Here is a 22,916-nt window from a genome sequence, read left to right on the forward strand (position 1 = left end):
ACCAATGCAAAGCCCACTCATGCACGCTATGACTCGGCAGTTCGCCCGTGATGGTAAGCCAGTTAATATCATTGAACTCACTAATATCCATGGAGTGCGTATCGTGCTAATGGACATTGGTGCTACTTGGTTAAGTTGTTGCCTGCCATTAAATGACAACGAACAACGTGAAGTGTTACTAGGCATCGATAACCTTGCTGATTTTTATACCCAACAAAGCTACATGGGTGTAACTATCGGTCGTTACGCTAACCGTATTGCCAATGGTCTCTTTAGTATTGATGGGAAGGCATACCAAGTCTCGACCAATCAAAATGGTAATTGCCTTCACGGTGGTGAAGATGGCTTTAATCAACGTCGTTGGTTAATAGTAGAGCAAAGCCAAGATAGCGTTTTATTTAGCTTAGTCTCTGAAGATGGTGATCAGGGCTTTCCCGGTACACTGAATGTTACTGTGCGTTATACCTTAACCGATAGCAATGAAGTGACCATTCACTACCTTGCTGATAGTGATAATATCACCCCCGTTAATTTAACCAATCACGGTTACTTTAACCTGCAAGGGGCGACATGGGACGGTGATAGTCGCTCACACACACTACGTATTAATGCTGACTACTATTTACCGACTAATAGCCTTGGTATACCGCTCGATAAGCCACAACCAGTTGAAAATACCAGCTTTGATTTCCGAACAAGTAAAACACTAAGTAAAGACTTACTAGTAGATGAACAACAGCAGCAAGCTAAAGGTTACGATCATAGCTTTGTGCTAAAACCAGCAAGAAAGCCTGATGAGATTATTGCTGAAGTCATTTCCCCTGATGGCAAAGTCGCCATGACGGTGAAAACCAATAAACCAGCAGTGCAACTATATGGCGGAAATTGGTTAGCAGGTACCCCTGCCCGAGATGGCAAACAGTATCAAGATTACGCAGGATTGGCGTTAGAAACCCAATTCTTACCTGACTCTCCAAACCATCCTGAATGGGAGCAAACCAGTTGCTTTCTGCAGCCTAATGAACAATATGATTATTTCACAACGTACACATTTGATTATCAATAACATACATTAAAATATCTCTCTTACTTCTCTAAACAACAAAGCCGACATCATGTCGGCTTTGTTATATCAATCAGGTAAGCACTACTCAGATACTAATCGTTCAACCGAACCTCGACGTACTAAGGTAGGAGAGAAACGCATAGCCTCAATATCAACATGTTGCTCATCAGCCAAAGCTAATGCGAGATTAGCAGCCTTTTCTGCCATCATCTGAATCGGGTAACGAACCGTTGTTAGCCCTGGAGTTGTATAACGGGCAATTAAGCCATCATCAAACCCCACCAGCGACATCTTCTGCGGAGATTGAATGCCGTTTTCTTGTAGCACCGCTAATGCGCCCGCTGCCATATAATCGTTATAAGCCACCAAAGCTGTCATTGGTAATGATTTGGTGATCAGATTTATCATCGCTGTTTCACCCCCCTCACTATCAGGGGTAGCTTTTTCAATATAGCTTGCTGATAAACTTATATTATTATCCGCTAATGCATCTAAATAGCCTTGAACACGTTCACTGGCATCTTCAATATCATGGTTAGAGGCGATACACGCAATATGGCTATGACCATGACGGATCAAATATTCGGTCGCTAAATACGCACCTTTATGGTTATCAAGTGAGATACAACGCTCAGCAATAGCAGATATATGGCGGTTAATGATCACTAAGCCTTTCACTTCGTTAGCATAGTTAATCAGCTCCTCGTCAGTAAGTGCTTTTGCGTGAATCACTAACGCATCACAACGACTATTGATCAAATGTTCAATCGCACGTCGTTCATCGTCTGCATTGTGATAACCATTACCAATCAGAATATGCTTACCATGTTGATGAGCTACAACATCGACAGCTTTAACTAAAGTGCCAAAGAAAGGATCTGATACATCCCCCACTAATACACCTATGGTATCAGTGTTTTGTCGCACTAATGCTTTAGCTGCCGCATTGGGACGATAACCTAACTGTTTCATTGCGTTAGTCACCGCTTCAATAGACTGCTTACTTGCTTTTGGGGACTTGTTGATCACCCGCGAGACAGTGGCAATCGACACCCCAGCTTCACGAGCAACATCCTTGATGGTTGCCATAATTGCTCTCTTTTTTAAACTGTGCTTATTTAACCGTGTGAACCGTTACTACGCAATAAATTTCCAAGCATTAGCGATATTTCTATTTGTTGATACATAAAGTGGCTACAGGTAATCATTTATATTCTCTGTAGCCAATCAAGCGCTAAACAACCTTCACACCAGCTGGCATTAAACGTTCAGGCGTTAACAGTACGCTTTCCGATTCATCGTCTGTTTCAGCACAAAGCAGCATACATTCTGAGGTTTCACCTCGCATTTTCGCTTTTGCTAAATTACATAGCACCACCACTTGTTTACCGATTAGCTCCTCTTCTGTGTAGTAAGGCACTAGGCTAGTCACAGTCTGTAGTGTTTTCTCACCGACATCAATTTGCACGATGTATAGCTTATCAGCATTGCTATGACGCGCCACTTCAATGATCTTACCGACACGAATATCTAATTTTGCGAAGTCACCGTATAAAACTGTTTCCATTGATTTTTCTCTTATATAACAGATTAGAAATTAATATAAACAGTGTAATGAAAACGCTTACACAAACAATCAAATATGCTGCTATTACACTGTTTGATCACACTTTATTTGTTGCCTTTGTGCCATTTAAATGACTTTGATTATTCTAAAAAAACAGCCACTGACAAACATCAGAGGCTGTATTTAAAGCTTATTTTTGTTGGTTATTTTACGCTTGTTGTACTGCCGCTTTCGCTTCTAATTGACGCTCATCCGACGTTAATGATTTTTCATACTTACTGTATTTCCACCATGCGTAGCCAAGGAAAATTACAATCCCTCCCACGTTGTAGAAGATAATCGTCATAGTATCAGCACCGGTTGGGAAGGTTGACGCTAAGAAGCCCACTGTGAAAATAGCAATTAGCACTGACACCATCGCAATACCTGTCATACGTGAGCCAAACTTAAAGTCACGCTCAAGGTGATCTAATTTCAAACGTAGGTTTAGGTAAGCTAGCATGATAAACAGTGGGGGTAACATTGAAGCAGCTGCAGTCATGTTGATCACCGTACTCATCAGATCTTGTACGGTATCAGAACCAAGCATAGGCACGATAAGGAGTGGAATGACGATGAAGAACTGCGCCCATGCAGCACGTGCTGGTACACCGTTTTCATTCAGCTCGACGGTTTTCTCACCGAAAATGCCTTTTGGAATTTCAGAGAAAAAGATTTTCACTGGTGTTGCTGTCCACATCAGTAATGAACCAAACATGGCAGTAAATGATACAACACCAACAAAACGGTTAACCCACATTTCAGGTAAGCCAAAATAGGTTGCCATACCTTCAAATACTTGTACTGAACCGCCAGTAAACTTCAATGCTTCTCGCTCAACGAACACGTTGATCAAAATTGATGATACTGAGTAAAGTACACCAATAAAGAGACCTGCAAAAATAATCACTTTCACGAACGACTTATGACCGCCTTTGACGTCATTAACATACACCGACACTGATTCTGCACCACCTGCTGCCATGAAGATCCAAGCTGTCACGCCAAAGAACGCCCAGTTAATTTGTGGTGTTAATGCTTCTACCGTGATTGGCTCGGCAGGTTGAATACCGCCCAGCACAGCCGCACCGGCAAGACACATGTAAGATAAGGTTAAGAACAACATGAGCGATGATGTAACCGATGTAATTGGACCTAACATCTTCGCACCATTCGTCGAAACGTAAGTGGCAAACGCAAACAGACCAATACTTAAAATCGTCGTTGTTGTTGGGGTGAATATATGCTCATAACCTAAGAAAGCATAAGAAGCGTAGGCAATAACACGTGGTAATAAAGAGGTAAAAAAGAATAAATTTACAAACCAGTATGTGTACGCAGCCATAAATGCCCAACGCCCCCCCAGTGAGCTTTTCACCCACGCATAAACTCCAGCTTCAGAGTTTTTATTAAGAGAGACAAATTCGGCGATGATCAAACAGAAAGGCACAAAATAGAGCAAAGTCGCAATAAAGAACATGGGTGATGAAGATAAACCGATTTCAATATTGTTATTGATGACGTTATTAAAGCTATAGACCGCAGCAAAGGTCATCGACAATAAGCCGAATTTACCTATGGTATTACGTTTGGAGTCAGACATAAGAATCTCCGCTATAAAGCACGTTAATAATGGCAACTACAGCGCTTACTTGTGGTGTAGGATACAGAGTAAGGCTTGGATTTATTAGATTTATTTTTCATTATAATTTCTCACTTTAGTTGTTAAATAATAAAGTGGAAACGTTTACATTTTTAGTTAAATAAAAGCGTTTATAGCTCGATGAACAACCTTGTGGATTGCTTCTTTTATAATAGAAAAAACAAGTTTTTCATTTATTATCGCCCTTTAACTGTGACAAAGTATTAGTTAAACATTTACTAAAATAAACTAGAAAACCCCCTTAACTTTAAGTTGATCACATCAAATAATTCAGTTTGTGAATGCGCTAGCAAATAATGGCATGTTAGTCTTTTATTTAGTGATCTGATTCAAATTAAGTGTTAAATGAAAAATAGCCTATTAAAATCAATAATTAAAAACAAATCATCGTCAACAATTACACTTATATCTACACTTAAATCGTTTATAAAAAGTATAGCGATTAATACACCACCACATTTAATCACGTGCCTTATGGAAAAATGGCTTAATATCAAACCAATCTTTTAGTAAAAACCTCATTTTATTTTTACAATCTGTAACGATATTATCCTTATTTTTACTCATACAAGTTATTGATTACACGCTATGATCCTTTACTAATGTCGACAGTCCATAACCTAGGAATACTATGTTCTCCGGATTTTTACTGATCTTTTTACCGCTTGTGATTGGTTACCTCATACCCGTTCATAGTAAAAAGATCCTCAATTTTATTAATATTCAAACCAGCCGTTTAGTTTTATTGATCTTGGCATTGATGGGACTAAGCCTTGCAGGGCTCGATAATCTAAGCCAAAACCTCAACCAAATTTTGCTCTACACACTGACCTTTTTTGGCTGTATCAGTACTTGTAATCTATTCGTCTTACCAATGATCGATCGCTTTATGCCAATCGCATCTGATCATAAACAACATAAATTACCTATCCTGCATATGATGGCAGAGTCACTGAAATTAGTGTTGGTTGTTGCTAGCGGTTTGTTGGTGGGATTGCTACTAAATTTCGATCTATCATGGATATCACAAGCCAGTGAGATTATTTTGTTACTCTTACTGTTCTTTATTGGTATTCAGCTACGTAACAGTGGCATGACACTCAAGCAAATCGTGTTAAATAAGAAAGGGGCGACGATTGCATTGGTGATGATTGTGACGTCTTTTTGTGGTGGTATTATCGCTGCACTACTGCTCGATTTACCTATCAATCACGGTTTAGCCATGGCATCAGGTTTTGGCTGGTATTCGCTGGCAGGCATCTTAATAGGTGATAGCTTAGGCAGTGTATTAGGTGGTGCAGCACTGCTCAATGAGTTATTGAGAGAAATGTTAGCTTTAGTGTTAATACCGCTGTTAATACAACGCTACCCTAACACTGCAATAGGTTATGCTGGCGCGACAGCAATGGACTTTACCCTACCCGTTATTCAAAACTCAGGCGGCATTCGTTGTGTACCTGTCGCCATTGTTAGTGGCTTTATTTTAAGTTTATTAGTCCCTGTGCTGATCTTGTTTTTTGTCTCGTTATAATTAGTCTATTGATAATAGATATTCAATAAAAAGGCGGAGCAAAATTATACTCCACCTTTTATTGTTATCACTTATCTCACTAGGCTAGCGTGATATTTTTACCGCAGGATCTGACGCTAAATCGTTAAAGTTAACCATCTTCGTATAGTTAAATACTTTGATATTTTTATCGTTAATTTGATCTATGGATAGCGGTACCACCTTTTTCGAAGTGATCCCAGTCCAATCAGAAAATAGTGATAAAAAGTGATAAGCACTAACTTGCTTTTTAAACATCTCATGTTGCTTACTATCACTTGATAGAATAAAGAATGGCACTTCAAAATTTGATTTATGATCAGCTCCGTGTACTAAATAAACATCTTTTCCTTTGTTATTTTTATCGCTTAAACCATGATCAGAGAAATACATTAATGAATATGATTGATGACTATTTTTTAATATCCCTACTATATTTTTCATTAATTCATCAAATTCGCGATATGTTGATAAATAACAAGATAATTGTTTATCTTTTAAATGATAGTCATCATGTTTTATTCGGCGACAGAATTTTGCGTGTGATCCCATTAAATGAACAACAATCAACTTATGCTGCTTAGTTGGTTCCAACAAAGCCTGTTTAAATAAAGGTAATAAGTCGGAGTCTTGATAATTAATTGAACCATTAAAACTGCCATTTTTCAAAAAATGCATTTCATTACTTAAAATTGCAAATTTTGAAATAGGCGTATCATAACGTCCTATTTTTCCTTGATTAGATAACCAGTATGTTTTGAATCCTGCGCTATTAGCAAGGTTAATAAAGTTAATATTAGGTTTAAACGTTAGCCCTTGGCTTAAGGAAAGCGTACGTGGTAATGAAGTTGTTGTGTTTGGTGCCGTTGAAATATAACCATTCAAAAACAAGCCATTGGCAGTATCTAAGTACGGAGTTGTCTTCGCTGGATAGCCATATAATGACATATAGTCACGACGCATACTCTCACCAATAACAACAATATAGTTTTGATATTGAGGTGTAACCTGCTGAATGTCTAGATTAACTTTATGCGAGAAAGCAGCCTCAAGTGCCTTTTCTTGCACAAAATAATCAGTAACAGATTGATAACCGCGAACAAAAAGATGGTTATAAGGTGAAAAATAGAGAAGTACCAAACCAATGACTAACGGAATATCATGTTTAAGTTGATAAGATGTTTTTTTAAATGCAAAGACAATAATTAAAATAAATAAACTGACTGACCAAGGAATAATATCCGATGGAATATTTGAGATAAATTCTAATGCTTCTTGATTATTAGTATCTAATAATGATGCAACAGAGCCAATATTAGGTGAACCATAAATCATACCCACAGGTAGATAAAGCCAACTTATAATAAATAATGGCAATAACAAGTTGTATTTAACTCGCTTATATCCTGCAAGAATCATAACACCAACAAAATAAATCAACAATGTTAACAAATAATTATGATGCTTTGCTCCCATTGCAGTTGTCGATAATACAACAAGAAAAAATGATATTATAAGATCAAAGAGAAAATGCTTATTTTTTATAAGCATTCTTATTTTTTGTTTCACGGTATGCCACGATATTCTAAAAACGAAGTGGCAGATATTAACATATAAAAAAAAGAAAAAGGCACGTTTAACGTGCCTTTGTCATTATGATGATAGTTAGAAGAACTAAGCTTCTGTTTTTATATCTTTAACTTCTTCTGAAACTTTTAATTCTTTAATTAAAGAAACTATCGTCCAACCCGCCTTCACAACAAATTCATCGCTAATCGTATATGTGTAAATGTAACCTTTAGGATCAATCGCAAACATTGGAATAAGTTGGCTTGCTTTATACTGCGTGTAATAATCTTCTAACGTAAAGTTATCACTCAACTTAGTATGTTTAATCTCACCACCTTGGTTTATCAAACTCGCTAATTTCTTATAGCTAATATCTTCACCAAATAAAGCTGCACCATTATGCGCTTGAGATGCTGAATGTTTCTCTAAACCACTATTATGGCGGCGCCCGTTCAAACGAAACACATTACGGCTACCAAAGTCACTTTCAAAGTGCATAGCTGCGACTGCATTAAAATGCTTATCTGGTGTTAACGCTAATAAGTGACCAATACCAATCACATCTAAATACTCATCCGCATGGCTTGATACGGCATTACCGTAATAGATTTCAAGCCCTGCCATACGTGCAGCACGAATATAATCCCAGTTAGAGTCTGTCACCACTACACGGCAATCATATTTTCTTAATGCTAACGCAATAGTGCGCGCAACGTCATTAGCACCAACAACAAGAAAGCCTTTCGGTGATGGCTCTGCGACACCTAATAGTTTCGCCATTGGACGTGCAGTTAAACTTTGTAAAACAACCGTTCCAATAATCACCATAAAGGTTAATGGAACTAATAGTTCAGCACCTACTACCCCATCGTTTGAAAGCTTTAATGCAAACAATGCTGAAATAGCTGCTGCAACAATACCTCTTGGCGCTACCCACGCTAAAAACAGTTTTTCTTTGAAAGCTAACTGACTAAACATAGTTGAAACGAAAATCGATACAGGGCGCGACACAAGTTGAATCACCACAAATACAGCGATCGATCCCCAACCTAATGTATGGAAGTCAGACATTTGAATACGTGATGCCAAGATCAAGAACAAACCAGAAATCAGTAAGATTGTTAAGTTTTCTTTAAAGTGCAAAATATGCTGAATATTGACGTCTTTCGCATTCGCCAACCACATACCCATCACTGTGACAGCTAGTAATCCTGCTTCTGGTTCTAGCGCATTTGCACCTGAAAATACTCCAAGTACTAATGCTAAAACAGCAAAAGGTTGGAGGTATTCTGGTAATAAATGACGACGTAACACATGTGCTAATAGCCAACCTGCTACACCACCGAGTACCAAGCCCACCAGCAACATAAGACCAAAAACTTCAACACTATGGATGGTGCTACTAGAGACGATAAACTCATAAACAATAACAACGAAAATTGCACCAATGGGATCAATTAAAATCCCTTCCCACCGTAAAATATTAGCAAGCTTGGCTTGTGGCCTAACGGTACGTAATAGCGGCACAATCACCGTTGGCCCAGTTACAACGGTCATAGATCCAAACAGCAAGGCTAATGGCCAACTAAAATCCAATAAATAATGAGTAGCGACACTGGTGATCATCCATGTAATGATCGCCCCAACAGTGACAATAGATTTTACATTACGCCTTACATTTTTAATTTCATCAAAATTTAGAGTCAAGCTGCCTTCAAATAGAATCACAGCAACTGATAATGAAATTAATGGAAACAGTAAATCACCAAATAAAATATTAGGATTAAATACTCCTGTCACAGGCCCTATTATTAATCCAGCCATCAATAATAATAATATCGCAGGCAATTTCATTCGCCATGCTAACCATTGACAGCTAAGGCCTAAAACACCCAGTCCTGCGATAGTTAGGCCAATCATTTCTTCATGCATGAGGTCATACTCTATAGCTTAATACACATCACATTATTTATGTGATTTTAAAATATAACGAATATAGCTCCCTATATTCTTATCTGCCCAATATAGTTAAAAGCCATTACTTACCACTATCTGACTAATAAATAGTTTTTGAGTTCAACCTTATCATTTTGTTGCTCATATTTAGAGAAAACCAGCATACAACTTAATAATTATGCTAATAAAAAGTAATAATAATTCACAACACATACAAGAAAGGGATTAAAAATGGGACACTGATACCATAAATAATCATTTTTTATTGTTAATAAGAATACATATGCATATTCTCGCTTGACTTTTACTATTAAACTATTCTTTATGGCTATTTTAACAATAAATCTCAATAGTGATGAAAAGCTCATCGCTGATATACCACTAAATCGCGAATTACAATTATGGAAAACAATTGCGATAGCTCTCAACTCAATTGATGAGGATGAGCGAGACTGTACCTTGTGTATTGATGAACACTCATTCCAACTGACTTACTACCTTAGTGAGTTAATTTACTCTCAATACCAACACTATTTCTTATAAACCACTTTGATATATCGTGATTTATTACTCTTTAATAGTAAAAAAGCCGATATTACTATCGGCTTTTCTTTTGACTTTGTATTCGATTGAATGAGTACTTAGCGTAATTGACGAGAGCGGAAGTTACGACCTTTAATTCGACCATTTTCTAACTTCTTCAATGCAGCACGTGCAACTTCACGCTTCACTGCTACATAAGCACAGAAATCAAAGACATTAATTTTACCCACATCACTACCAGCGATACCATTTTCACCCGTCAATGCACCTAAAATATCACCCGGACGCACTTTCTGTTTTTTACCGCCATCAATCATTAACGTTACCATTTCAGGGCGGAACGTTGGTTGATCTAATAAATGCTCGGCTGGTAACGCTTCACCTGAGATTGGGCGATCAAGGTAATCTTCAAGTAATGCGACTTTATAATGCTCTTTATCGCTAAATAACGAACAAGCAATACCTTTACTACCTGCACGGCCTGTACGACCAATACGGTGCACATGCACTTCAGTATCACGTGCTAAGTGATAGTTAATCACCGCATCAAGATTATCAATATCAAGGCCACGTGCAGCCACATCGGTTGCCACTAGAATTGAACGGCTCTTATTAGCAAACAATACTAAAGTACGATCACGTTCACGCTGTTCTAAATCACCGTGTAATGCAATTGAGCTAAAGCCGTAATCTTCAAGATCATCAGAAATCTCTTGTGCTTCACGCTTGGTATTACAAAAAATCACACATGATTCAGGACGGTGCTGGCTAAGTAACAAACGCACTGCGCGTAAGCGGTCATCATTACTCTCTACTTTATAGAAGTGCTGAGAGATACTGCTATTATCGTGGTTAGATTCAACTTTCACTTCAACTGGATTACGCATAATACGTTTTGCAATAGAAGCAATTTGAGTTGGATATGTCGCACTGAACAGCAGCGTTTGGCGATCGCTTGGCGCAACATCAGTGATAGCATCTAATGAGTCTTGAAACCCCATTTCTAACATGCGGTCAGCTTCATCAAGCACTAATGTATTTAGCTCATCTAAGCATAGAAAGCCTTTACGCACGTGTTCTTCTACACGCCCTGGCGTACCCACAATAATATGTGCACCATGCTCTAATGAACCAATCTGTGGTCCGAAAGGTGTACCGCCACATAATGTTAAAACTTTAATATTATGAATTGCACGAGCTAAGCGACGAATTTCTTTTGCGACTTGATCAGCAAGCTCACGCGTTGGGCATAATACTAGCGTCTGCACACGAAAGCGTTTTACTTTTAGATTCTGTAGTAATCCCAAGCCAAATGCTGCTGTTTTACCTGAACCTGTTTTACCTTGAGCAATAACATCTTTTCCCTCAAGAATTAAAGGTAGGCTTTGCGCTTGGATCGGCGTCATTGCGTCGTAACCTAATGACGTTAAGTTACTGAGCAAATCAGGGTTAAGGTTTAACGTAGAAAAAGCAGTCTGGCTCAAAATTATTTCCTGTATACAACTAACACACCATAGCGTGTTTTTAGAATATCGGCATGTTGATTTAGCAAGCATGCGTAAGGGGTGCGACACTAACAGCTAATGGTCATGCTGACAATCTACTTCAACAGGATCACCCCATTTGTTTGTCTAACGCCGCGCTAATACCTCTTTTCATTGACCGACTAAAAACAATGCTTCGTCACATCAAGGTTATCTTTTAAAAAGTGATGCAATTCGTATTCACTAGAATTCAACAAATAACGCTTAAAATGAATAACAAATCAAAATAATCCCCTATAATAAATAATTATATTGCCAAAATACTTATTAAGAATACAATTCATAAAAAACACCACTCAATTGATTGATTTATGAGTTATCCCCGATGAAAAAGAATGGTTTTACTTTAATAGAGCTTGTCGTTGTTATTGTTATTCTTGGTATTTTAGCAGTAGTCGCTGCGCCTAAGTTTATGAACCTACAAAATGATGCGAGAAATGCATCGTTAGAAGGGCTAGAAGGATCACTTAACTCTGCTCTTGGAATTACTTATTCAAAACTGACAACTATGGGTTTAGAAAACGCTCAGTATGTAACGACTCAAGCCCACTATGACGGAGCTGGTCCTGGTATTTATGGGGTAAATATTCCTTTACCTGGATGCAATAAATCACCTTGGTGTACTTTTCGATATGGTTACCCAGATGCGCACGTTAATTCATTAAAAAACCTAATTACAAATTTTTCCAATGACTGGGGAATTGGATATGATGAAAAGACTGGAAAATATAGCATCACTTTCAAGCAATTTTTAGGTAAAAGTGCTAAAGGCTGGAGCATCGTGACACGAGATGACTGCCGTATAATATATGATTTACCTAAAAGTGCTGGCGAAAGCTATAAACTTACTTTTATTCCATGTAAATAACCAAATAAAAATGCCGAGCATATTGCTCGGCATTTTTCTATTTAGTAGCTATACCTTATTGCTTAGCAAGTTTCGCTACATCTTTACCTTGTTCTTTAATTTCACCGTTTTTCAAACGTAGTAGGTAATCTTTCAAATCACGTTTTACTTCTGGTGCCATGATGTATAGACCGACAATGTTAACCAGTGCCATTGAGAAGATCATTGCATCAGAGAAGTCGATAACAGGACCTAAGTTCATTGATGCACCGATAACAACGAAAGTACAGAACATCAGTTTAAACGCCATCTCCGCTTTCTTACTTTCACCGAATAGGTAAGTCCACGCTTTAAGGCCATAGTAAGACCAAGAAATCATTGTAGAGAAAGCAAATAGAACAACCGCGACAGCAAGTACTAGTGGGAACCAAGAGATTGAGCTACCAAATGCTGCTGAGGTTAATTCAACACCTGCCAGTCCTGAACCTAATTGACCCGTAATAATGATAACCAGCGCAGTCATAGTACAAATCACAACCGTATCGATAAACGGTTCTAACAGAGATACATAACCTTCAGAAATAGGCTCTTTGGTTTTTACTGCTGAGTGAGCAATCGCCGCTGAACCCACACCCGCTTCGTTCGAGAACGCCGCACGTTTAAAGCCTTGAATTAGCACACCAATCACACCACCCGTAATACCTTCACCGGTAAATGCACCATTAATAATTTGTGCGAAAGCGTCATCAATCAGATTGTAGTTCATCGCTAGAATAACGACTGCTGCACCAACATAGGTAATCGCCATGAATGGAACAACTTTCGCTGTTACTTTTGCAATCGACTTAATACCACCAATGATAACGAATGCCACCAATAGCGCGAGGATTAAGCCAAACAACCAACCTTTATCAGCAAAGAAAGATAAGTCGCCACCCGTTACACCAACAACTTGCTTATACGCTTGGTTGGCTTGGAACATGTTACCGCCGCCTAACGCGCCACCAATCGCAAAGATTGAAAAGAGAACCGCAAGCGTACGACCTAATGCTGCATTACCACGTTTTTCTAAACCTTGGCTTAGGTAGTACATAGGACCACCAGAGACAGTGCCATCTGGATTATAAGTACGGTATTTAACTGCAAGTGAACACTCAACAAATTTAGTCGACATGCCCAGTAAGCCAGCAAGGATCATCCAAAACGTTGCACCGGCGCCACCAATTGTCACAGCAACAGCAACACCTGCGATATTACCTAGACCAACAGTACCAGAAAGCGCTGTCGATAAAGCCTGAAATGGCGTGACATCACCACTGTCTTTAGGATCAGCATAATCCCCTTTAACAATTTTAACGGCATGTTTAAAACCACGAATATTAATAAAACCCATGTAAGCGGTAAAAAATACAGCAGCTATTACAAGCCAAAGTACAATCCACGGCGCTTGAACATCAGTAAAAGGAAGAGGAATAGAGGAGAAAATCATTCCAACAAAAGGGTTAACAATAGGGGCAACAACTTCATTAATCTTCTCATCGAGAGAGCTAGCAAAGGTGCTACCTGATGCGCCAAGCATGGCAGCTGTCATTAAAATTTTATTCATACAACATCCTTGTTTGAATGTTCAACATTCATATTTATAGTTTTTACATTGTGTTTACACTTTTAACATAGCAACATCCTAAATTTGAATAAAGCCCCTATCATAAAAGTATGAAACAAGCGTTTCATATAACAAAAACAACAATCAACTTACTTATCAACAAAGGACTGTAAATATAGAAACCAATTAAAAACAATAGGATAAAAACAAAAAGGCAGGCAATGACGCTATTTTAAGGATGGGAATTCAACAAGCGGATGAGAATAAGAATTATATAAATCGCATATCTCTTACAAAAAAAAGCGCGAATTATGGGGAATATCTTACACAGATTAGTATTTTTATCTGTATAAATGAGATGAATATCGGATAAAGAAAAGAGTAACAGCACAAAATAAAGAATAAAAAATCAATATTGGTGAATATAAAAACAATAAAATAACCTAGATAGCCTTGCTGGAGCGAGTTTTTACCATGAAATAATATTCTTCATATTTACGGCTAACCCCCTTTAAAAATAGAATGATCAGCCGAAAATAAAACAAAAATCAACTTATTAAACTGAAACAGCAAGTAGCGGAATACCGATCCAAAGTACGGATGCAAAAATTAAAAAAAAGAAATAAGTAGACTTAAATGACATAATTTAGACCTTTTCGCAATCTTAATATGCTGCATTTTATACCTTTTAGTAATTATCGTATGTTCAAAAAATCAGTGGTTAGTTTTCAATTTTAGTAAACAAAACAAAGCATAAAATGCTTGATATAAAAATATTAAGGGAATATTGTTCCTCTATGCAATTACGATTAAGTACACCTCACTCCTCATTTTGTTGGTGGCGCTCTTACTAGAGCGGCGCTGAACTAACACACCTTATTTTTATGTTCATACGCTGCCGGAAGGTTTGCCATGAACAGTTACGATCTTGTTTAGTCCTCTCCGGTAGCAGCAATTATTTTCTGGAGAATACTATGACAACATCAGCACAAAGCACTAACGTTATTCTTACTGGCGATCGCGCAACAGGTCCACTTCACCTTGGTCACTATGTGGGTTCCCTGCAACAACGTATTCAACTACAACATCAGTACCAACAAACCATTCTTGTCGCAGATATGCAGGGACTGACTGATAATGGGCATAACCCACAGAAAGTTGCTTCTAATATTTTAAACGTGGTAGCCGATTACCTCGCAGTCGGTATCGATCCCAACTTAACCACGATTTGTTTGCAGTCATCACTACCCGCATTGGCTGAGCTGACCATGTACTATTCAAACTTGGTATCGATTTCTCGTCTTGAACGTAACCCAACCGTTAAAAATGAAATTCAATCTAAAGCATTTGGCCGATCAATTCCTGCCGGATTTTTAACTTATCCCATTTCTCAAGCGGCTGATATTACGGCATTTAAGGCTAGTTTGATCCCTGTGGGTGATGATCAATTACCCATGCTAGAACAAACCAATGAAATCGTAAGAAAAATTAACCATATAGCCGGAAAAGAGATCTTAGTGGAATGCCAAGCACTACTGAGTAATGTGGCACGCCTACCAAGTACTGACGGTAAAAACAAAATGTCTAAATCAATGGGAAATGCGATTACGTTAGGCGCAGACAGTAAACAAATAAGCCAAGCGGTGAAATCAATGTATACCGATCCTAACCATCTTCGAGTTGAAGATCCGGGTAACATTGAAGGTAATGTTGTCTTCACCTATCTTGATGCTTTTCATCCTGATCAAAACTATGTCACTGAACTTAAAGAACATTACCAACGTGGTGGTTTAGGGGATGGTACAACAAAGAAAGTTTTAGAGTCGTGCTTACAAGACTTAATCACGCCTATTCGTCAACGCCGTGAAGAATACTTAAATGATAAAGCGTATTTAGTTGAAGTATTGAAAAAAGGCACCGAAAAAGCCAATCAAGAAACTCAGCTCGTATTACATGATGTGAAAGGCGCATTTGGGCTTAACCTTTTCTAATTGTTTCGGATATCTAAGTAACTTGGGTATAAAGGCAGCTATGTTTATACTGATTCGGTTTTCAGATAAACATAGCCGTCCAATCACACAGTGCAGTTATATGGCAACCATCGAACTCGAACAAGACTACTACCTTCACAACTTTAAGGCTTTGCTTAAAACCGTAGAGCAGTATCATGCTTCATTATTAAGTACAGATGAAAAGCACTGGCTGCGATCTTTCTACCAGCTTTCAACCGATGCGCAAATGTTGCTGATCCGCTTACTATCACGTAAAGGGGTTTTATTTCGTTTTAACAAGCTCAATTATGACGAAATCACAAATATCGACTTAGCCAAAGATGCGCTTATTCATGCTCATTTTATTAACCAAGAAATCACCGCTCTTCACCAGCAGCAAGTTATCAGCATCAGTGATATTTTCTCACTCTATACCAAACCTGAACTACTGCGCTTATTCCCAAATATTATTGAAAAAACAGATAAGAAAGCTGAAATTCTATCAAAATTAGAGAGCCATGTTGATAGTGAATACTTGCTTAATATCATTAGCGAGCCACTTGTTATGGTGCAACAGCAAACACTGCTCGCAAAGTTTCTATTACTGTTTTTTGGTAATAGCCATCAAGATCTTAGCCAATTTGTATTAAGTGATTTAGGGCTACATAAATTTGAAAATTACCGGATTGATACCAGCACGCAACTCTTCCATACCACAGAACAAGTCGACCAATGGCTGGCCCTAACCCAACTGTCTGACTTATATTGGCGTGCCCATGAAACGAAAGACTACGACACAATTTCTTCCCTTGTACCATTATTGCCAAAGGCTGCTTCATGGTTGCCTCTGGAAAATAAACGCCAAAAACTTATCAATCATATTGCACGAGATTTAGAGCGAAACTATCAATATGACATAGCACTTGCTCTCTTTCGTCAAACTGAACGTACGCCAAGCCGTGAACGACAAGCACGAATACTCATGGCACAGCAACAATACCAAGCAGCCTATGATGTCGTGAAGAATATTCAGCATGATCCGAAAAATGAAGGTGAATACGGCGTCAGTCTTAGGTTAGAGAAAAAGCTCGCAAAGTCAGTGAATCACATTTTTACTGCCCCAAAAACGTTTGCTCCAAAAACTATACAACTGCAACTTGCGAATCCTGAACACCAAAGGGTTGAACGCTGTGCTGCTCGCTATTTTGAGTCCCAAGGTTGGACGGTGTTCTATCTTGAGAACCAATTTCTCAATAGCCTTTTTGGGTTAGCAATGTGGGATATTATCTTTGCCCCCATCAAAGGCAGTTTTATTAACCCTTACCAATTAGCGCCACTAGATATGTTCAATTCAGAGTTTTACCTCAAGCGAAAAGACTTAATTGATGAACGCTTACTAGCGATTGAACAAGGTCACTTTGATGGTTGGCAAACACACCTTGAGACAAAACAAGGGATTTCTAACTACTGGGTACACTGGGAGCTATTTAGTAAGCAAGCACTTACATTGGCACTAAGCCATATACCACCAACTCAATTAGTGATGATGTTTCGTCGATTACTAAAAGACTTACGCCACCACCGCTCAGGAATGCCAGATCTGATCATGTTTAATAACACAGGTTATCAGTGGGTAGAAGTGAAAGGACCCGGTGATAAATTACAAGACCACCAGTTGCGTTGGCTCGCTTTTTTTGACCAACATGGAATTCCCGCACAAGTGGCTTATATTACATTTTCAACTCCTAGCGAAGACTAAGCGAATAAATAGACGTTTTTTGCGTTAGCGTAATAAAAGCCTGCCGTAAATTCGTTACCATGCTGCGATTAGCACTAACAGGTATGTTTAAAATGAAAATTACCGTGAATGGCGGCTCATTTAAGGTCGCAATTAATACTGAGTACGAAGGCCTAGTCGCAGAAGCAACTGCGGTGTATAACGAAACATTAGAGCAGGCAAAAACACCAGACAAGGCCATACTTCGCTTTCTTCAAATCATTCTTGAACACCGTGATAATGACGACGCTATCGGTTATGCCGTTTTAGGCTTACTTGGCTGGTATAACAAAATAATTAATCCTGTTACAGATAAGGATATCGAGCTAAATCTACCCAAAATTCTACCGCACTTATTGAATCCGACGGGTGATTTAACCGCATTCAATCCCGTGGAAAAAACAATGTTCACGCATTAATATTGCGTGCTGTAAGTGCCTATTACTCAATAACGATAATAGGCATTATTGCTACGTTTAAACCCTTAGCCTTGCGCTATTTATTAACGTCATTTATCCCCTGTAAGCCCTACGTGACGCTTATAAATATAAACTTTTTATCAGTAACTGTTTGTTTATGACACGCTTATAACAAACATGCTAGTATAGCGTCATTGAAGAATAGCCCACTATGTGACTCTACTATTACCTCAGTAATAGTATGATATTATTGTTAATACCTGTTTCAACTCGGTACTCGAATGAACCAATCAGAACTATTATTAGACGTTAGTACTCACGCTTTACTACACCTAGAATTCAAAAAACTAGATAAACGACTAAGCCTTGCAGAAAAAAATAATATATTGGTTCAATACTTAAAACCAATCGTTAAATCTCACCAGTATCGACTAGTAAAGAAAACGACGAAAAGCTGGCTACAAATGGGTAGAAAGCTAAATACCGATTTTGAAGCAACATTAAATCAAGAACGCGAACGTTTGCAGCAAATGAGCTCAACCGATCTCTACCAGTTTATTGCCCTTATTCAAGAGATCGAAAGAGAGCTGAATACTAAAGCACAGTATTCACTAGCACACGCCATTGATCTTAATGCGCGTTATGGCAAAGTCTTGATATGTGTTGTCGATGAAGATCTAACATCAAGCTTTGATGAAGATGGTTTGATGACCAAAGCAACGCAAATACTCTTTATTGGCAACGAACAGCTGAAAGATCAATTTTCAGCGATTGTCGATAAGAGCACAGGTTTCCAATCTGTCATTGCTTATGAAGATGAAAACCATTTACGTATTGAGCTATTTCGTCTTTAATCACTGACAATTACTCACTAACAATTAGCAATAGTGTTATACAGCAAAACCTTAAAGCTCAAATTGTTATATTCTGTTAACAATACACCGAAAAAGCAATAAGCCTTTACTCTCCCCAAAAAAGTGTAAAGGCTTTATCTCATTAATACTGCCATAATATTTCCACCCCTTCCTGTATATATAAAAAATAATAAATATCAGAGACATAAGCATGTTTTATTGTATCAAAATAAAATATAAAACATTGTACCTTTATTTTTAACGGTAATACCTTTAGAGTACTTACCTTCTATAAATTTGTAACAAGTTAGCTATGATGATAAAGAATTTAACAATAACACTCATGCTGTGCTCCACATTGAGCGCATGTTCTGTAATGAATCAACAAGAGTGCCAAACAGCTAACTGGCAAGCACTAGGTTACTTGGATGGCTCTCAAGGTGCATCATCGACCCAATTTAACGAACGTAGTTCTGCATGTTCGGAATACAATGTTCACGCTGATTTTAAGCAATACCAACTTGGCTATAATAAAGGGCTAATAACGTATTGTACTGAAAGCCATGGCTTTTTTGTTGGTTCTCATGGCAAGTCGTACCAAGGTGTCTGCCCGCAAAATACAGCCCAAGCGTTTATAAAGGGCTATAACCATGGCCAGCAACTCTATACAGCGCAAGAAAATGTTTCTCGTGCAGAACGAGAATTGAGTCATGAGCAATACCAAATTGATAACCAAAAAGAAAGATTAAACGATTTAAAAAACAGTTTAATTTACGACCAACTCACACCACGTGAGCGCCGTGAAAAGCTCGATGAGATTGATGAAATCAATAATAGACCAAACGATCTGAAACGAAAGCAACATCAACTTAACAAGTTAAAACAAGAACTTGAAAAAGTACGAGCACAAATGAATAAATACTATTAAAACAGCATGAAAAAGCCCTTACTCTCGGTACAAAGTAAGGGCTTTAATTGTGATGGGTTTACTGGAGATACCATCAGCAATAAATAACATCCATTCTATCTATTACTTTTCCTTTCACACCATGATGGTTATGCAAAAGGAATGCCTCCTTGATGGTATAAAACAATATCCGCTTATTTTTCTATGGTGATTTAGTCCAACAAACGGTCACTGTATTTATTCCATCAAGGTTAGCGGCGCATCTGTTTCTGGGTTAATTCAACCGCACGTAATTGTGCCATTGCTTTTGCCAGATCCATTTCCGCCATAGCGAAGTTAATATCATCAGCATGCTTGTTGATATTTTCTTCTGCGGCGCGTCGAGCTTCATCTGCGCGAGCCTTATCAATGTCCTTCCCATGCATTGCCGTATCGGCAAGTACAGTTACTACAGAGGGTTGAACTTCAACAATCCCGCCTGAGATATAAAGGATTTCTTCAGGATCCTTTAGATCAGTGACAAAACTCGCCACACCAGGTTTTAATCGGCTCAATAAAGGAGAGTGACCAGGGCGTATACCCAATTCCCCATCAGAGCCAGAAATTGCCAGCGCATGAGCCGGGCCAGAAAACAATGGACCTTCTGCACTCACAATGTTGAGTTGGAACGTGTTTTCGGTTACGCCAATAGCCATGATGCCTCCTTACGCCTTAAAGATTTTTTGCTTTTTCAAGCACTTCTTCGATAGCGCCACAGTACAAGAATGCTTGCTCTGGTACGTCATCATACTCACCGCTTAGTAAGCCTTTAAAGCCTGCGATAGTTTCTTTAAGTGATACAAATACACCAGGTTGACCTGTAAACACTTCCGCTACGTGGTAAGGCTGAGTTAAGAAACGTTCAATCTTACGAGCACGAGATACTGTCTGCTTATCTTCTTCAGATAATTCATCCATACCTAGGATAGCAATAATATCTTTAAGTTCTTTGTAGCGCTGAAGTACGGTTTGTACGCCACGCGCAACATCATAGTGATCTTGACCAACAACCAATGGATCTAACTGACGAGAAGTTGAATCTAGTGGGTCAATCGCAGGGTATAGACCAAGCGCTGCAATGTTACGAGATAATACAACCGTCGCATCAAGGTGAGCGAACGTCGTTGCTGGCGATGGGTCAGTCAAGTCATCGGCTGGTACATATACCGCCTGAATAGATGTGATAGAACCTGTCTTAGTTGAGGTAATACGCTCTTGTAGTACACCCATCTCTTCAGCCAGTGTTGGCTGGTAACCTACCGCTGATGGCATACGGCCAAGCAGTGCTGATACTTCAGTACCAGCCAATGTATAACGGTAAATGTTATCGATAAACAGTAGTACGTCACGACCTTCATCACGGAAACTTTCAGCGATAGTTAGACCTGTAAGTGCTACACGAAGACGGTTACCTGGTGGCTCGTTCATCTGACCGTAAACCATGGCTACTTTATCAAGTACCCCAGCTTCTTTCATTTCGTAGTAGAAGTCGTTACCTTCACGAGTACGCTCACCGACACCAGTAAATACCGATAAGCCCGAGTGTGCTTTCGCGATGTTGTTGATAAGCTCCATCATGTTAACGGTCTTACCTACACCCGCACCACCGAACAGACCGATTTTACCACCCTTAGCAAATGGACAGATAAGGTCGATAACTTTTACACCGGTTTCTAACAGTTCAGAGCTGTTAGATTGTTCTTCATAAGACGGTGCTTCACGGTGAATGGCATATTTGGTTTTTTCGCCAATTTCACCACATTCATCAATCGGTGTACCTAACACGTTCATGATACGACCAAGGGTTTCTTCACCCACAGGTACTGTAATTGGTGCTTTGGTATTTACCACATCTAGGCCACGACGAAGACCGTCTGATGAACCCATTGCGATACAGCGAACGACACCGCTACCAATTTGCTGCTGAACTTCTAATACTAATTCAGCATGCTCACTATCACTAAGGGTAAGCGCATCATATACACGTGGTACGCTATCTTGGTCAAATTCCACGTCAACGACAGCGCCGATGACTTTGACAATCTTACCAGTACTCATTTGATGTCCTCAAAATTCTATTTAAACGGCTTGTGCCCCAGCTACGATTTCACTTAGCTCTTGGGTAATAGCAGCTTGACGGGCTTTGTTATAAACCAGCTGTAAATCATTAATCAGCTCGCCCGCATTATCGGTTGCTGCTTTCATCGCAACCATTCGCGCTGCTTGTTCACAAGCAATACTCTCAACGGTGCCTTGGTAGACCTGTGATTCGATATAGCGAAGCATCAGTTCGTTGAGAATTGGTTTTGGATCAGGCTCGTAGATATAGTCCCAACGGCTTGATTCATTAGCATCGGCTAACTCTTCTTCTTCAAGCTCAGGGTTAGGTAGCAACTGTGCCACCTTTGGCTTTTGCACCATGGTATTTACAAACTCGTTATAAACCAGGAACAAGCGGTCAATTTTGCCTTCGTCGAAATACTCCAACATGGCGTTAACTGGGCCTAAAATATCTTCAAGTTTTGGTTCATCACCAATACCGGATGTTTGTGCAATCACGTTGCCGAAACGATGGAAAAACGAAATCGCTTTTGAACCGATCAAGGTGGTATCAACATCCACCCCTTGATCTTTCCACTGACTCATATCTGCCAGTGCTTTCTTGAACAAGTTAATGTTCAAGCCACCACATAATCCTCGGTCCGAGGAAATAATGATGTAAGCAACACGTTTTACTTCACGCTCTTCAAGATAGGGATGCTTGTACTCCAACGAACCAGAAGTCACGTGTCCGATCACTTTACGCATGTTCTCTGCGTAAGGTCGGGTCGCTTCCATGTTCTGTTGAACTTTGCGCATCTTACTTGCGGCAACCATCTGCATAGCACTAGTGATCTTTTGCGTATTTTGCACGCTGGCGATCTTAGTGCGGATCTCTTTTGCATTTGACATGGTTAGCTCCTATCTACATTCATACTGC

At 39.0% G+C, this 22,916-nt stretch carries 19 protein-coding genes; 9 read left to right on the plus strand and 10 right to left on the minus strand.

The window, feature by feature from the left end; all coding sequences use genetic code 11:
• The first annotated feature begins 4 nt into the window (after nt 1–4).
• Nucleotides 5–1,066 carry a galactose-1-epimerase gene (gene galM, locus CTN01_RS05315; RefSeq protein WP_045148470.1) on the plus strand — a complete coding sequence of 354 codons (1,062 nt, stop codon included), beginning with the start codon at nt 5–7 and terminating at the stop codon, nt 1,064–1,066.
• Between the two features lie 81 nt (nt 1,067–1,147).
• Here the strand turns inward: galM and CTN01_RS05320 are convergent, their stop codons facing one another.
• The 3 genes from CTN01_RS05320 to CTN01_RS05330 all read right to left on the minus strand — a co-directional run bounded on the left by CTN01_RS05320 (nt 1,148) and on the right by CTN01_RS05330 (nt 4,275).
• The gene (locus CTN01_RS05320) at nt 1,148–2,155 is read right to left on the minus strand and encodes a substrate-binding domain-containing protein (RefSeq protein WP_045148472.1); all 1,008 of its coding nucleotides are present in this window, start codon (nt 2,153–2,155) and stop codon (nt 1,148–1,150) included.
• Between the two features lie 145 nt (nt 2,156–2,300).
• Complete coding sequence (locus tag CTN01_RS05325) at nt 2,301–2,633, minus strand: tRNA-binding protein (RefSeq protein ID WP_045148473.1); 333 nt, start codon at nt 2,631–2,633, stop codon at nt 2,301–2,303.
• Between the two features lie 208 nt (nt 2,634–2,841).
• A complete protein-coding gene (locus CTN01_RS05330; protein WP_045148475.1) occupies nt 2,842–4,275 on the minus strand; it encodes an amino acid permease in 1,434 nt (477 codons plus the stop codon).
• A gap of 691 nt (nt 4,276–4,966) precedes the next feature.
• Between CTN01_RS05330 and CTN01_RS05335 the strand changes: the two genes are divergently transcribed.
• A complete protein-coding gene (locus CTN01_RS05335; RefSeq protein WP_045148476.1) occupies nt 4,967–5,866 on the plus strand; it encodes a LysO family transporter in 900 nt (299 codons plus the stop codon).
• Nucleotides 5,867–5,950: 84 nt separating this feature from the next.
• Here the strand turns inward: CTN01_RS05335 and CTN01_RS05340 are convergent, their stop codons facing one another.
• Both CTN01_RS05340 and CTN01_RS05345 read right to left on the minus strand, forming a co-directional pair.
• The gene (locus CTN01_RS05340; RefSeq protein ID WP_244156014.1) at nt 5,951–7,453 is read right to left on the minus strand and encodes a phosphoethanolamine transferase; all 1,503 of its coding nucleotides are present in this window, start codon (nt 7,451–7,453) and stop codon (nt 5,951–5,953) included.
• A gap of 105 nt (nt 7,454–7,558) precedes the next feature.
• The gene (locus tag CTN01_RS05345; protein ID WP_045148480.1) at nt 7,559–9,385 is read right to left on the minus strand and encodes a cation:proton antiporter; all 1,827 of its coding nucleotides are present in this window, start codon (nt 9,383–9,385) and stop codon (nt 7,559–7,561) included.
• 348 nt (nt 9,386–9,733) lie between these two features.
• Here CTN01_RS05345 and CTN01_RS05350 point away from each other — a divergent pair, with 348 nt between their 5' ends.
• Nucleotides 9,734–9,952, plus strand: a complete 219-nt coding sequence (locus tag CTN01_RS05350) for a hypothetical protein (protein ID WP_005366500.1) — start codon at nt 9,734–9,736, stop codon at nt 9,950–9,952.
• Between the two features lie 98 nt (nt 9,953–10,050).
• Here CTN01_RS05350 and dbpA read toward each other — a convergent pair whose 3' ends face one another.
• Nucleotides 10,051–11,436 (minus strand): ATP-dependent RNA helicase DbpA, encoded by a 1,386-nt coding sequence (gene dbpA, locus CTN01_RS05355; protein ID WP_045083126.1) that lies wholly within the window; start codon nt 11,434–11,436, stop codon nt 10,051–10,053.
• Between the two features lie 385 nt (nt 11,437–11,821).
• Here dbpA and CTN01_RS05360 point away from each other — a divergent pair, with 385 nt between their 5' ends.
• Nucleotides 11,822–12,364 carry a type II secretion system protein gene (locus tag CTN01_RS05360; RefSeq protein WP_045148482.1) on the plus strand — a complete coding sequence of 181 codons (543 nt, stop codon included), beginning with the start codon at nt 11,822–11,824 and terminating at the stop codon, nt 12,362–12,364.
• Nucleotides 12,365–12,419: 55 nt separating this feature from the next.
• Here the strand turns inward: CTN01_RS05360 and CTN01_RS05365 are convergent, their stop codons facing one another.
• Nucleotides 12,420–13,949 carry an alanine/glycine:cation symporter family protein gene (locus CTN01_RS05365; protein WP_045148483.1) on the minus strand — a complete coding sequence of 510 codons (1,530 nt, stop codon included), beginning with the start codon at nt 13,947–13,949 and terminating at the stop codon, nt 12,420–12,422.
• A 974-nt stretch (nt 13,950–14,923) separates the two neighbouring features.
• Here CTN01_RS05365 and trpS point away from each other — a divergent pair.
• The 5 genes from trpS (at nt 14,924) to CTN01_RS05390 (ending at nt 19,918) form a co-directional block, all read left to right on the plus strand.
• Entirely contained in the window at nt 14,924–15,940 is a 1,017-nt protein-coding gene (trpS, locus tag CTN01_RS05370; RefSeq protein WP_045148485.1) for a tryptophan--tRNA ligase, read from the plus strand.
• Between the two features lie 40 nt (nt 15,941–15,980).
• Nucleotides 15,981–17,699, plus strand: a complete 1,719-nt coding sequence (locus tag CTN01_RS05375; RefSeq protein ID WP_249033674.1) for a VRR-NUC domain-containing protein — start codon at nt 15,981–15,983, stop codon at nt 17,697–17,699.
• A gap of 92 nt (nt 17,700–17,791) precedes the next feature.
• Entirely contained in the window at nt 17,792–18,136 is a 345-nt protein-coding gene (locus CTN01_RS05380) for a hypothetical protein (protein WP_045148598.1), read from the plus strand.
• Nucleotides 18,137–18,417: 281 nt separating this feature from the next.
• Nucleotides 18,418–18,990 (plus strand): DUF2913 family protein, encoded by a 573-nt coding sequence (locus CTN01_RS05385; RefSeq protein ID WP_045148488.1) that lies wholly within the window; start codon nt 18,418–18,420, stop codon nt 18,988–18,990.
• 376 nt (nt 18,991–19,366) lie between these two features.
• Complete coding sequence (locus CTN01_RS05390) at nt 19,367–19,918, plus strand: DUF2799 domain-containing protein (protein ID WP_045148489.1); 552 nt, start codon at nt 19,367–19,369, stop codon at nt 19,916–19,918.
• 230 nt (nt 19,919–20,148) lie between these two features.
• On the opposite strand, the gene CTN01_RS05395 is transcribed toward CTN01_RS05390, so the two are convergent.
• The 3 genes from CTN01_RS05395 to atpG are packed head-to-tail and all read right to left on the minus strand — an operon-like array spanning nt 20,149 to nt 22,888.
• Nucleotides 20,149–20,592, minus strand: coding sequence for a F0F1 ATP synthase subunit epsilon (locus tag CTN01_RS05395; RefSeq protein ID WP_005366515.1), 444 nt, complete (start codon nt 20,590–20,592; stop codon nt 20,149–20,151).
• 16 nt (nt 20,593–20,608) lie between these two features.
• Nucleotides 20,609–21,994: a F0F1 ATP synthase subunit beta gene (gene atpD / locus CTN01_RS05400; RefSeq protein ID WP_005366516.1), complete on the minus strand. Its 1,386-nt coding sequence runs from the start codon at nt 21,992–21,994 to the stop codon at nt 20,609–20,611.
• 21 nt (nt 21,995–22,015) lie between these two features.
• A complete protein-coding gene (atpG, locus tag CTN01_RS05405) occupies nt 22,016–22,888 on the minus strand; it encodes a F0F1 ATP synthase subunit gamma (protein WP_045148491.1) in 873 nt (290 codons plus the stop codon).
• Between the last annotated feature and the right edge of the window lie 28 nt (nt 22,889–22,916).

This window comes from Photobacterium angustum (genome assembly GCF_003026365.1).
GTDB lineage: Bacteria > Pseudomonadota > Gammaproteobacteria > Enterobacterales > Vibrionaceae > Photobacterium > Photobacterium angustum.